Annotated in this window: 11 protein-coding genes; 6 read left to right on the top strand and 5 right to left on the bottom strand. The window is 61.3% G+C overall.

The annotated features are described in order from the left end of the window. Positions 1-31: 31 nt before the first annotated feature. Both YH3_RS31675 and YH3_RS36935 read right to left on the bottom strand, forming a co-directional pair. Positions 32-2,032, bottom strand: a complete 2,001-nt coding sequence (locus YH3_RS31675; RefSeq protein WP_082920718.1) for a cutinase family protein — start codon at positions 2,030-2,032, stop codon at positions 32-34. A 439-nt stretch (positions 2,033-2,471) separates the two neighbouring features. Beyond that, positions 2,472-2,798, bottom strand: coding sequence for a hypothetical protein (locus tag YH3_RS36935; RefSeq protein WP_045063533.1), 327 nt, complete (start codon positions 2,796-2,798; stop codon positions 2,472-2,474). 525 nt (positions 2,799-3,323) lie between these two features. On the opposite strand from YH3_RS36935, the gene YH3_RS31660 reads away from it, so the two are divergent. The 3 genes from YH3_RS31660 to YH3_RS31650 all read left to right on the top strand — a co-directional run bounded on the left by YH3_RS31660 (position 3,324) and on the right by YH3_RS31650 (position 5,950). Continuing rightward, positions 3,324-4,133: a hypothetical protein gene (locus YH3_RS31660; RefSeq protein ID WP_064444750.1), complete on the top strand. Its 810-nt coding sequence runs from the start codon at positions 3,324-3,326 to the stop codon at positions 4,131-4,133. Between the two features lie 4 nt (positions 4,134-4,137). After that, positions 4,138-4,836, top strand: a complete 699-nt coding sequence (locus YH3_RS36930; RefSeq protein WP_238592745.1) for a hypothetical protein — start codon at positions 4,138-4,140, stop codon at positions 4,834-4,836. Between the two features lie 457 nt (positions 4,837-5,293). After that, the gene (locus YH3_RS31650) at positions 5,294-5,950 is read left to right on the top strand and encodes an RES family NAD+ phosphorylase (RefSeq protein WP_082920717.1); all 657 of its coding nucleotides are present in this window, start codon (positions 5,294-5,296) and stop codon (positions 5,948-5,950) included. A 670-nt stretch (positions 5,951-6,620) separates the two neighbouring features. On the opposite strand, the gene YH3_RS31645 is transcribed toward YH3_RS31650, so the two are convergent. Then, entirely contained in the window at positions 6,621-7,124 is a 504-nt protein-coding gene (locus YH3_RS31645; RefSeq protein WP_064444748.1) for a hypothetical protein, read from the bottom strand. Between YH3_RS31645 and YH3_RS31640 the strand changes: the two genes are divergently transcribed. Continuing rightward, positions 7,112-7,465 carry a VOC family protein gene (locus tag YH3_RS31640; RefSeq protein WP_064444841.1) on the top strand — a complete coding sequence of 118 codons (354 nt, stop codon included), beginning with the start codon at positions 7,112-7,114 and terminating at the stop codon, positions 7,463-7,465. The genes YH3_RS31645 and YH3_RS31640 overlap by 13 nt on opposite strands. Positions 7,466-7,542: 77 nt before the next feature. On the opposite strand, the gene YH3_RS31635 is transcribed toward YH3_RS31640, so the two are convergent. Both YH3_RS31635 and YH3_RS31630 read right to left on the bottom strand, forming a co-directional pair. Beyond that, entirely contained in the window at positions 7,543-8,691 is a 1,149-nt protein-coding gene (locus YH3_RS31635) for an acyl-CoA dehydrogenase family protein (RefSeq protein ID WP_064444747.1), read from the bottom strand. 3 nt (positions 8,692-8,694) lie between these two features. Next, entirely contained in the window at positions 8,695-9,846 is a 1,152-nt protein-coding gene (locus YH3_RS31630) for an acetyl-CoA C-acetyltransferase (RefSeq protein WP_064444746.1), read from the bottom strand. A 187-nt stretch (positions 9,847-10,033) separates the two neighbouring features. On the opposite strand from YH3_RS31630, the gene YH3_RS31625 reads away from it, so the two are divergent. Further along, on the top strand, positions 10,034-10,486 hold the full coding sequence (locus tag YH3_RS31625) for a MaoC family dehydratase (RefSeq protein WP_064444745.1): 453 nt from the start codon (positions 10,034-10,036) through the stop codon (positions 10,484-10,486). 28 nt (positions 10,487-10,514) lie between these two features. Next, positions 10,515-12,155, top strand: coding sequence for a class I adenylate-forming enzyme family protein (locus YH3_RS31620; RefSeq protein WP_064444744.1), 1,641 nt, complete (start codon positions 10,515-10,517; stop codon positions 12,153-12,155). Positions 12,156-12,195 lie beyond the last annotated feature (40 nt).

Genomic DNA, 12,195 nt, shown 5'->3' with positions numbered 1-12,195 from the left:
GGGCGGAAACTAGTCCATTCCCTCCGTAACGTTATGTGGCGTGCTGGATTTGGAGTGCGAACCAGTCGCTGAGCCATTGGATTGCGTTGCGGCCGGAGTTGTCGACGGTGAGCCCGGCGTAGTTGGTGTGTGCGCCGGAGGCGAGGAACGAGGCCGCGCCGAGGCCCTGGCCGACGAGGGTTGCCACGTCTTCCGTGTCTTGCGATCCAGCCATCACGGTAAGGGAACTGGTCAGCTCGCTCAGGTCCATATTCTGGCCTTGGCGGGCGACCTGGGTGGACGAGACGGATGGAAAAACTTCTTTGCCCAGTAGTGATACGTCGGTTTTGGTTGCTGTGCCGGTGAGCATTGTTGTTGCGGCAGAGGCGAGGTCGAGCCCGATCGGGAGCAGACCGGCGAGTGCGGCCGGGTTTCCTTCGAGTACCGACCAGGCAACTTCTTGGATCTGTCCGACGTTGTGAGCGATGCGGATGATGTCGACTCCGGAGAGAATGTTGCAGAAGACAGCCGCGAAGTGCGCGGTGCCGGTCGGGTCCGGGATGGCGGAGAGAATCTGCGATATCCATGTGAGGTCGACGCCGGCGGCCATTTTCACCAGCGGTGCGAACTGGTTGTTGAGATCTCCTGCGATCTGGTGTGCTCCGGCGACGTCGAGTGCGGCCACTTTCTGGGGCAGCATCGCGAGGTCATTCAGGATCGCTGGATAGTTGATGGCGGTGATGCCGGTGGCGATGTTGAGAACTTGATCGACCACGACCCGCGGTTTGAGAACTGACAGCACGCTCGATGCCTGGCCGAGGACATCCGGTGGCGTGGCGGCTAAGGGTGTTATCTGGTTGTTCAGTGTTGCGGCGGTGGCGGCGAGCGTGGCGGCTTCCGGTGAACTTGTCGCCAGGGATGTATGCCCTGTGTCGATCAATTGCGTTGCAGCGGCCGCGATCCTGTTTACATTTGACAACGCGCCTGACAGATCCGAAGCCTGGGCGTCTGCGAGTACGTGGTTGGCGGCGTTCTCCGCAGTACCTGCAGGGGCGCTGGACAGGTTGCTGGTCGACGCCGGGTTCGCAGTCCCTGACGCGAGAAGGTCCGCCAACGGGCTCAAGCTGCCCAGCAACGACGTGGCGCTGTGTGCGATGTTCGAGATGTTGACTGCTTGTCCTGCGGGAGGGCTGAGTGCTGTTGCGAGGTCTGCAACGTCGGCGCCGATGCCGCTGAGGTCGGCGTGGGAGAAATCGGACGTCAGTGCCGTTGCCAGACGAGAGCCGCCGCCGACGACGGGGGAGTCGGTGGATGCACCGGGTGACTTACTCAGAACGGTTCCGAGCGCCCCGAGAACACTGTTGCGGCCTTTATCGATTGAGCAGTAAAGGTCTTTCGGGTCGCAGATGGTCGCGACTCGTCCTGCGAGCGTGCCCATTCCCTGGGGGCGGGGGTCTGCGATCCCGGTTCCGGCGGCGGGTGGGCCGACGACGGATTCCCCTTCTGTTCCTCGGCCGGGGTCCGCGAGCAGTCCGACGGCGAGGACTTTGTCGGCGCTGATCGGGCCTTTGCCGTTCCCGATGCTGGAGGCGATGTCTCCGGTGGCATCGGCGCCTTGGGAGTAGCCGGCGAAGATGAATTCCGTCTGGGGGCAGTTCGCGGCGACGGTGCTTACTTTGTCGTTGATGGCGCCGATTGCCGTTGTTTTGCTGTCGCCGTAGGTTTTTCCCTGATCGAATGCCGAGGCAGCGTACGGGGTGTAGAACAGCTCAACTTTGTTGCCGTACGTCGTTTTCAGCGTGTTTCCCACTGCTGCGAGCATTCCGACGGGAACCCTGGGATCGGCGTCGGATGTGGTTTCCCACGTCCCGGGGGTTATGACGGCGAGGACGTTGGTGCATTCAGCCGGTGTAGCGGCCGCGAGTGAGGGAACCGTGAGCGCTAAAGTTCCGGCACCGAGCGTCGACATGGCGAGTCCGAGCGCTAGTGCGCGGCGGCTGGAATCGGTCTTTCTGGTACGTCGACGGCCGAATGATGTTGGTGCGTTGAACATGTGGGTACCTCATCTGCCGTCTGGAGAATGCTCGCCCGGTAGATGAGGTGGAGTCCGTTTCTGCCGGGATGATTGTGCGTTCAGTGTCGACGGCGGTGGGTACGGACGACAAAGTCACTGTGGATAACTTCGCCGGTTGGCTGGTGAACGAGAAGCCAATGTGTTGGGCAGGATGGGTCGATACCTCTAGTGATCGGGAGCTGACTACGCCCATCCTCGGCGGGTGGATGTTCGTTGAGCGCCAAATTATCAATGCTGCGTATTTTTCTAGGGACTAGGGCCCCGGGATTGGCGCTTGACGCAGTCTCTCGATCAGGAAGCTCGTCGGCCAGTGGTGCGATCAGCAGACCGACGAGAGTCCAGTTGCTCCAAGGGGCCGGGTGGGGAATCAGCGCACCTAGAGGGCTGTTTCACCGCAGGGAGAAACCATGTGTGGGGTTCACAGTGGCGCCAGCATGGGGAGTAGGGCGGCGCCCGCGGATACGATAATGCCTGCGGCGCCGGCAACGATGCCGAGTAGCGCCCGTAGCGAGGCTGCTTCGTCATCGGCGACCGCGGGCCGTGACGTGGCGACGGTGCCGCAAACCGCGGCGGCTACTCCCAGTACGAAGCCGAGTCCGACCATCCAGAACGCCGCAATGGACAGTGCCCCCAAGGTGATCGACGCCGCGGGTAACCGCGAGCGGTGTTGCTGCTGCGTGTCGTTGTCGCCGTATGAGGCACACGGGAGGTTGTCGGTGTGGCGGCTGTGGGGGACGGTGGTCATGCTCCTCCTTCGTGTCGTCGGTAGTCGTGTCGACGGGCATCTGTCGGCATTCGCGGTCCGGGGATATCTTCGGTCTGTTCGATCGAAGAATTCGCGCAGGGGTGGTCGAGACCGCGTCTGCGGCTGATCGTCGCGATCGGCCGAAGGCCAGTGGCTTGTGACGGACTCGGCCAGGGCCTTTGCTTGTGGCGTAGGCCTCATCAAAATTTAGCACTCATGCACGTCGAGTGCTAACTCTTTTCACTAAGTAACTTTCACCCGCTGATATCGACCAGATTTTCGTTCACGGCCGATTGTCGTTTCTGGCTGCGGTATCGGATGTCGAGGTGTATCGACGTGGGGTTTCCATGGCTCGAGTAGCAGGCCGCCGCTTTCGACGCGAGGCCCCACCGGGCATCGCGGCCGATAGCGGATCATCCCAGCCTGAGATTGTGTGATGTTCAAGGGTGAAGATTACGCCCTTGTGGTACGTCAGATACGATAGGTACTTCAAGTTGGACTTGCCTTCGACTGGTAAGGAGCGCCATGAGTACCGAAATTGCCCGATCGCAGACATCTGTCGCCGGCTACGACATCGATTCCGTGGCGGTGGAGCACCTGACCGCAGCAATCCGCACCGACGGTCTCCCTCACGCATTCAGCGTCCACGTGGCGGAAATGTGGCAGGCCTACACCACCGAACTGCACCCTTCCCGCCCCATTCCGGAGCGCGGTCGAGAGAAAGCCACGCGAGATTACGACCTCCACGCACCGGCAGGGAAAGGCACTGCCAGCGGTGACATCGTCACCGCGGTCGCACAACTTTCAGCAGCTTCCCTAACCGGCACACAGCGTCTGGCGCTCGCGCAGCTTCTTATCGCGTCGGTCTCTGTATCCGATGAGGTCTCGACGGCACCACCGGAGACCTCCACAGATGACGAGGATCCATCAAGGTCAACAGCATTGGCGAATGCACGAAGGTCAATTCTCGATTCCCTCGATGTCCTCGACTCCAAGGACGTCGCCCGCATACTCGCTCCGACAAGTGAAGCGACCCGCAGCGTCGCGCAGAAACGTCGCAAGGCCGGTGAGCTGATCGGACTGCCCATCGGGACCCGACCCAACTACAAGTACCCAGCGTTTCAGCTCGACGAGGAGCGGCACAAGATCCACGACGTGGTTCGGCACGCGAACCTGCGGCTCCATGTCGAGCGGGACCCGTACGGCGCGGCGAGTTGGTGGCTGACGAGTACGGATCTGCTCGACGGAAACAGTCCGCTCGAGGATCTCGAGGCCGGGCAGCTCACGGAGATCGCGGTCGACAACGTGCTCGACTACTCGCGTCGAGGCATGTGAGCGGGTGCGCAAGTACAACGGAGCGCCTGCACACACCGCGATCGTGCCGGCTGGGACGGAACTGTGGCGCGTTCACCGCACCGACAGCCGCTACCCTGCAAACAGTTTCAACTCGACGGGGATCGCACCGCTGACCGATGCAGTGGCTTTCGATATCAGAAAGCACCGAGGTTTACCTCGTCAGGGTCGGTTCGATCCGGTCCATGACAACACGGTCTGTCCTGGAGGATCGGGGTTGGGCGGATACCTGTACGTCGGATTATCAGTAGGTGCCGTGGTGGCAGAGGGAATTCTGCGAGGTACCGACATCCCCAAATCCAAGTTGCTTTCCTACGCGGCGGTCGCCGACTTCTCGCTGACGAAACTAACACTTGGAGAAAACATTTCGGTGATCACCCTCGACACCCAGGTTGGACTGGCTGCGATCAACCAAGACGGATCGTTGGTCGGGTGCACGTGGCGAGACTACCGGGATTCGCGTGTAACCTGCACGGACATCTTGGTGGGGACTCCGGGTGCTTTGGGCGTCCGCTACCCCTGCCGACACGGCAAGGACGAACGTGCTGTCATGCTCGTCGACCGCCGTAACTCGCTGCCCGTGGACATAACGGACACCAGTGATCTCTCTGTGCCGGGATGGGGACTGGACCTGGTCCGCCGAACCCTCAGGCTGGGATTCGACCTGGATATCGACCTTCCCTGATTACTCTCCGCTGGCCACAGATGGAACAAATGTCGCACGCGTAGTTTTCGTGTCGCACGCGTAGTTTTCGGGAAATCGGGGACAGTTGCGTTGTTTGTCTGGGAACCTTCGACCTCTTCGACTACGGCGAGCGCGACTACAACATGCTGTTCGCGTCGAAACTCGACCCAATTCTGGAAGAAAACAACAGCGAAAAGCAATTTTTGACGGCACTCACCCCCAAATGCCACTGAAAGACATGGCCTTTCGACGACATGACCGCGTCGGTGCGTGAGGTCGTGGCCACGGTCAACGTGCTTCTTGGTGCGGGGGGCTGACCCGTGGGGAGTGGCCTCGTGGTGGCTGACACCGTCTACGCGACTGCCGCAGGGGCAAACTCCGGCTGATCTTGCTGTATATCCCGACCTGCCGCCCATCGGACGCTCGAACGGCTTGCCGCCGCGGTGCTCGCTGACTGATGCCCGATATAGAACCACCGGCCGGGGGCCTGTTCCGGCCGGCTCTTCGCAGCACACTCGCAGCCGACACGACGGTGTGGCGGGTCCACAGCAGCCGCCGCAGCGCGTTGGCACCCAATCCCACCGCGCAACCGGACGAGCTGGCTGGGGGTCGATTCGACTCACTCGACGGCACGTACGCCTACCTGTACATCGCTGACGGTCCGGACGGGGCGATCGCCGAAACTATCTGCCGGTATCTGCCTTTGGACCCGACCACCGCGAGGATTGTGCCTGCCAGCGCGGTGACGGGCCGCACGTTGACCGCGTTGACACTCACCCGCACCGTCACCGTTGCGGCGCTGCACGGCCGGCACCTGTCTGTGGTCGGGCAGGATTTGTGGTTGACCAAATGTGAAGCGCGACATTACGTCACCACGCGCAAGTGGGCTCACGCGATCCATGCTGCCGACCCTGCTCTCGGTGGCCTCGCGTATCGCCCTCGGCACAACGAGGACACTCTCGCGTGGGTCCTGACCACAGATCCGGCCGTCACATCGCATCCGGCTCTTGCAGTCGATTCGTCTGTCGCTGCACTGTCTCTCGATCGGGGCAGAGGCCGCGATCTGGTAGAACGCGTCGTCGCCGATCACAGTGCCATTCTCTCCTCAGCATGAGCGCATGACGATATTCGCCTGCTCGGCGCATTCGGCCGATGTGGCGGACGTGGATCCCCGCCGCCGCCCTTGTTTCACCCGCCAACGTCAAAGTGTGCGCGGACAGCGGTCGTTCTGGGTCGTTTCGGAATGCGATCTCAGCGCTTGGCGACGCCCGAGTGCATGCCCGGAGAAAACAGGCGCGAAAAACAGACCGGTACTCCGTGCCCTAGCGCCCAAACACATTTACTTTGAGGATATTTGGTCTACACACTCAGATCTCACCCTAAGTCAAGATCGAAGAAATACGGGACCGGCGGGCGTCGAGTGGGACGACCACGATGCTTTTGGCGTATCAACGCGCCCGGGTGGTGATTGCGCAGCATCGCTTAAACCGCACGAGACCGAGTACGCGTGAACAGGGTCGGACGGCAACTATTTTTGGCCCGGATGAAGGTTGCGCGCGTTGATGTCTGGAGCACCCACCGGTGATGTTTCGGCTAGTGCATCAACAGATCCAGACGCGCCCCTGGACGAGAAATGGCGCGAGGTAGTTTTTCATCCACTACTCGCACCGCCGCCCACAGCGTAGCACTGGTGTCGCTGCTGGAAAGTCGGCAGAGACCGGGTGTGAGACAAGGAAGGCGGTTGCTGCGCTCGCGGGTGGGCAAGGAGCGCGGCGGGCGGGTTCTTACCTGTTGAGGTGGTCGGCGAGTCGATTGATGGGGCGGGTGACGATAGTCAGATTCGTAGATTGACGATCTCCGGTGATGAGTACGCCGGCGCTGGCGCGGACATGGGCGTCGCCGTCGATGGCGACTGTGGTGGTGTCTGTGGCTGCGATGCGGGTGTATCCGGCGGCGTGGACGTGGCAGTGGCAGTGCGCGAAGACGATGGCGTGCTCGTCTGCCCGGATGTCGGCGTGATCGGTTCCGACGATGCGGCTTTCCCCGTGTGCGTCGATGGTGGCGGTGTCGAAGGCTTCGACGTGGGCGAAGTCGTAGGCGCTCACGCGGGCGTGGTGGGTGGCTTGGAGGAAGCATCGGCCGGCGGCGGTGATGGATCCGCCGGTGACGGCGGCGCAGGTTTGTCCGGTGATGGTGACGTCGACGCTGCCGGGGATGTGTCCGAGGTCGAGCCATAGGTCGGAGCCGGAGTCGATGATCAGTACAGGAGAATTGCATGAGAGCGACACGCATAACGACCAATCTCAGAGTGGATGGCGTTGAGGCGGCAAAAGGTTTCTATACCGACTATCTCGGTTTGAGCACCGAGGAGTTCAACCTCGGGTGGGTGGCTCGCTACACGTATCCAAGCAACGAGGAACACATCCAACTTGTAACGCGCGATGCAACTGCGCCCGAAGATTCGGTTATCTCAGTCCACACGGATGACCTCGACGGCGCGTACGAAGAAGCCTGCAAACTCGGCTTCGAGATCGTGCACCCGATAACTACCGTGGAATGGGGCGTTCGACGGTTCTTCGTTCGAGCGCCGGACGGCAATGTCATCAACATCGTGAGTCATCGTGACTGACGCTGACGGAAATGATGTTGCCGTGCAGTCTGAATTGACTGCACGGCAACATCATTACGACGTGCCCTGACTGGTTGTCATCGAACTATGTCGCGTCCGATGATCTCCTTCATTACCTCGGTGGTTCCGCCGTAGATGGTCTGGATTCTGGTGTCGACATACGCCTTGCCCACGGCGTATTCCGTCATGTATCCGTACCCGCCGTGCAGTTGCAGGCATCGGTCGATCACACGTTTCTGCAGTTCGCTGATGTACCACTTGCCCTTTGCCGCGTCGACCGGAGTCAGCTTGCCGGCGTTGTACGCGAGCACGCTTTGGTCGACGTATGACGTGGCGATATCAATTTCGGTCGCCATCTCGGCAAGTTCGAAACGTGTGTTCTGGAAGTCGGCGATAGCCTGCCCGAATGCTCGACGCTCCTTGCAGTAGTTCACGGTGATGTCGAAGATCGCACGTGTAGTCGCCATTGCCTTCGCTGTGACGCCGAGACGCTCACGGGGGAGGTGGCTCATCAAGTACTGCAGCCCTCGGCCTTCTTCGCCGAGAAGGTGCGTCGCCGGAACTCTCGCGTTCTCGAAGAACAGTTCAGCAGTATCTTGTGATGGTAGTCCGATCTTGTCGAGCTGCCGTCCGCGCACAAATCCGGGAGTGTCGCGTTCGACGACAAACAGACTGAAGCCGCGTGAACCCGCATTCGGATCGGTACGTGCAGCGACTACGACGATGTCGGCCATGATTCCGCTCGAGATGAACGTCTTCTGCCCGTTGATGATCCAGTCGTCACCATCGCGAACGGCGCTCGTTCGAATTCCCTGTAGATCACTTCCCGTGCCGGGTTCGGTCATGGCAAGCGCGCCGATCGTCTCACCCGCCGCGAAGCCTGGCAGCCAACGTTGTTTCTGCTCGTCGTTGGTGAGGTCGAGTAGATAGTGCAACACCAGATCGTCCTGCAGGCTGATGGTCAGCCCGAAGGACAACGCGTTGATCTTCGCGACCTCTTCGCAGACGATCATCCGGTAACGGTAGTCGCTCTCGCTCGATCCGCCGTACTCCTCGGGGATCTGCAATCCGTACACCCCGGCACTTGCAGCGCGGGCGAAGACCGTCGGGTCGATCCAGCGTTCTGTGTCCCACCGGTCCTTGTGCGGTTCTACTTCTCGCACAAGGAATTCGCGAACAGTCTCACGGTAGAGCTCGTGATCCTTCTCGTAGAGTACGCGTTCCATGGCTCAGAGCCTTTCGATAATGGTGACGTTCGCTTGTCCACCGCCCTCGCACATGGTCTGCAAGCCGTACCGTCCGCCCGTTCGCTCGAGTTCGTGCAGCAGCGACGTCATCAGACGGGCGCCCGTGCAACCGATGGGATGGCCGAGTGCGATGGCACCTCCGTTGATGTTCACCTTGGCCGGATCGGCGCCGATGTCTGCGAGCCAGGCCAACACAACAGGCGCGAAGGCTTCGTTGATCTCAACGGCGTCGATGTCGTCGATCGAGAGTCCAGCCTTCTTCAGAGCGTGCTGGGTGGCGGGAATCGGGGCCGCGAGCATCATCACGGGATCGGCGCCGCGGACGGAGATGTGATGAATGCGCGCGCGGGGAGTGAAGCCGTAACGCTCGACCGCGGCCTCGGAGGCGACAAGAAGTGCGGCGGATCCATCCGAGATCTGGCTGGCGACAGCGGCAGTCAGCTTTCCGCCCTCCGTGAGGGTCTTCAGGCCGGACATCTTCTCGAGGGTGGTGTCGACTCGCGGGCCCTCGTCGGTGGAGATGCCCTCGAACTCGGTGATCTCACGCTCGAACCGGCCTTCGGCGATGGCCTTCATGGCCCGCTGGTGGCTCTCGTACGCGAACTTCTCGTTGTCTTCCCGGCTCAGGTTCCACTGGTCCGCGATCATTTCGGCCCCGCGGAACTGCGAGATCTCCTCGTTGCCGTAACGCGCTGCCCAACCCTTGGAGCCCGTCCACGGATCGGTGGATCCGAAGGGCTCGCCGGCACCGAACGCGCTGAGAATGGGGAACTGGCTCATCTTCTGGACGCCACCGGCGACGATGAGGTCAGCCGTGCCGCTCATGACGCCCTGGGCTGCAAAATGTACGGCTTGCTGCGCCGAACCGCACTGGCGGTCGATCGTGACACCGGGAACGTTCTCCGGAAGTCCGGCCGCGAGTGCGGCGGTGCGGGCGATGTCGCCGGCCTGGGATCCGATGTTGTCGAGGCAACCGAGGATGACGTCATCGATGTCGGCGGGATCGAAATCGTGACGGCCGACGACCGTCTTGATGACGTGCGCAGCCATGTCTGCTGGGTGAGACTGCGCGAATCCGCCGCCGCGCTTGCCGACCGCAGTGCGGACGGCGTCGACGATATAGGCCTCGGTCATGTGAGTTCCTCCTGATGGAAGTCATTGTGATTGAGTAGATTTCGGTACCCGGAACAGCCGGGACTGCAGTGGTCCAGCCCGGACTCCGGGTGAGCGCCCGGTCGGTCAGATCGAGAACCGGATATTGACTACCTCACACTAACTAATTTATGTTCAATTCAAAAGTACACCAACTGAGGGAGAATGAATGAAGGTATTCAACGGGATCGAAGACGTGATCGCGGCGGAAGGATCCGACCTGGGAACCACCGACTGGACGGCGATCGAGCAGGAGCGCGTCAATCAGTTCGCAGACGCGACCGGAGATCACCAGTGGATCCACGTCGACACCGAACGGGCGAAGGACGGCCCGTTCGGCGGAACGATCGCCCACGGATTCCTCACTCTGTCGATGTTGCCGGTATTGCAGCAGCAGCTCTACCGAGTCGACGGCATCACGATGGCCGTCAATTACGGGCTGAACAAGGTCCGATTCGCGGCACCAGTGCTGGTTGGAGCGAAGGTACGCGCCTCCGTCACCCTTACCAAGGTGACACCTCTCGACAGTGCGATCCAGGCGGAGTTCACCACCACGATCGAGGTCGAGGGAAGCTCCAAGCCCGCGTGCATCGTCGAATCTATTGCCCGGTACGTAGCCTGACCATGATCACCTACGGAGGAAAATTCTCGTGACTTCAGGACTCGAAGACCGGCTTCTGACCGAGTCGTACTGGCCCATCGACGACAGCATTTTGCTGTCCGAGCACACGCTGGGATCGCTCTTGCAGGAGCGGGCCCAGCAGCTTCCGGACACCGTGGCCGTGATTGCCAACGCGCACGGCACGGGGGAAGAGCGCCGGCTCACCTACCGGGAGCTGTACGACGAGGCGCAGCGGGTAGCTGCTGCAATCCTCGAGTTGGCCGAGCCTGGAGACTATGTTGCGTTGTGGGCGCCCAATGTCGTCGAATGGCCGATCATTCTTTTCGGGGCAGCGATCGCGGGCGTCACGCTCGTGGCACTCAATCCGGTTCTTCGCCGCGACGAACTGGTATATGCGTTGGGGCACAGCCGAGCAACACTGTTGATTCACGCCGATATCAGCCGCGCTTACGACATGGCTGCCGTTGTGGCGGAAGCGAAGCCGCAGTGTTCGGGTCTGCGGAACGTCGTCAGTCTGTCCGAGATCGATCGGTGGTGCGCCGCTGCGCCGCTGGCCGAGGGTGGGGCAGGTCCGAGTGCGTCCGATTCCTTTGCTCCCGTGATGCTGCAGTACACCTCGGGAACCACGGGCCTGCCCAAGGGCGTTTTGTTGCGGCATCGCTCGCTGGTCAACTGTGCTCGATTCACATTGGAAGGCATCGAGCCTCCGACGCCACTCATCGGTGTCAATCCGCTGCCGATGTTCCATACAGCCTCGTGTGTGATCGGCACGGTCGGAACGATCTGGATGGGCGGAACCATGGTGCTGATCGAACAGTTCACGCCTACCGGTGTGCTCGAGTCCATCAGGTCCGAGAACGTGAATCTTCTGTTCTACGTGCCCACTGTGCTCGGTGCCGTACTGGAAGCTGCACGGTTGGACGACAAGCCGGTGCCGCGCCTCGTTCGCGTGCTCGGCGGCGGTGCCAACGTGCCGGGTTCCATGATCGAAGCGACGGAGAAGGTATTCGGGGCCACCACGCACAACCTGTTCGGGCAGACGGAACTCTCGCCGGTCATCTCACTCACCCGTACGACGGATTCACGCGAGGACCAGATCAATTCGAGTGGACATCCGCTTCCTCAGGTGGCGGTGAAGATCGTCGACCCCTTCGACGGCTCGGTGGTGCCGATCGGCGAATCCGGTGAGGTGTGTGCCCGGGGATATCAGCAGATGATCGAATACCTCCACAATCCCGAGGCCACTGCTGCCGCGGTCGACGCCGAAGGTTGGTTGCACACCGGCGATCTCGGAAAGTTTGATCAGCGTGGCACTTTGACGATCACCGGCCGGCTCAAGGATCTCATCATCCGCGGCGGTGAGAACGTTTCCCCCGCGGAGATCGAGTCGTTCCTGATGGCACACGAGGATGTTCTCGACGTGACGGTTATCGGCGTTCCCGACGAGAAGTGGGGCGAGGCGATCGTGGCCGTCGTCGTTCCCCGCGGCGAGCCCGGTGAGGGCCTGCGGCAGAAGTTGGTGGACTACGCCGTCCAGGGTTTGTCTCCGTACAAGGTGCCACGCGACTGGTATGTGGCGACAGCACTGCCTACTACCGCCTCGGGCAAGATCCAAAAGTTCAAGATCCGTGCGGACATTGTCGACGGAACCTATTCACCGCTGGCCTGACCCGGTCGCGGACAACACATTCATCGAGCTTAAGGGGTAG

The sequence above is a fragment of the Rhodococcus sp. YH3-3 genome, from assembly GCF_001653035.1.
GTDB classification, from domain to species: Bacteria; Actinomycetota; Actinomycetes; order Mycobacteriales; family Mycobacteriaceae; genus Rhodococcus_F; species Rhodococcus_F qingshengii.
This window is presented reverse-complemented; position numbering and strand designations above follow the sequence as displayed.

What these genes read in the sequence shown, in the direction of transcription:
- YH3_RS31630 (WP_064444746.1), bottom strand. Translation starts at nt 9,846, where the DNA reads ATGACCGAGGCCTATATCGTCGACGCCGTCCGCACTGCGGTCGGCAAG.
- YH3_RS36935 (WP_045063533.1), bottom strand. Translation starts at nt 2,798, where the DNA reads ATGACCACCGTCCCCCACAGCCGCCACACCGACAACCTCCCGTGTGCC.
- YH3_RS31650 (WP_082920717.1), top strand. Translation starts at nt 5,294, where the DNA reads ATGCCCGATATAGAACCACCGGCCGGGGGCCTGTTCCGGCCGGCTCTT.
- YH3_RS31635 (WP_064444747.1), bottom strand. Translation starts at nt 8,691, where the DNA reads ATGGAACGCGTACTCTACGAGAAGGATCACGAGCTCTACCGTGAGACT.
- YH3_RS31625 (WP_064444745.1), top strand. Translation starts at nt 10,034, where the DNA reads ATGAAGGTATTCAACGGGATCGAAGACGTGATCGCGGCGGAAGGATCC.
- YH3_RS31660 (WP_064444750.1), top strand. Translation starts at nt 3,324, where the DNA reads ATGAGTACCGAAATTGCCCGATCGCAGACATCTGTCGCCGGCTACGAC.
- YH3_RS31675 (WP_082920718.1), bottom strand. Translation starts at nt 2,032, where the DNA reads ATGTTCAACGCACCAACATCATTCGGCCGTCGACGTACCAGAAAGACC.
- YH3_RS31640 (WP_064444841.1), top strand. Translation starts at nt 7,112, where the DNA reads ATGAGAGCGACACGCATAACGACCAATCTCAGAGTGGATGGCGTTGAG.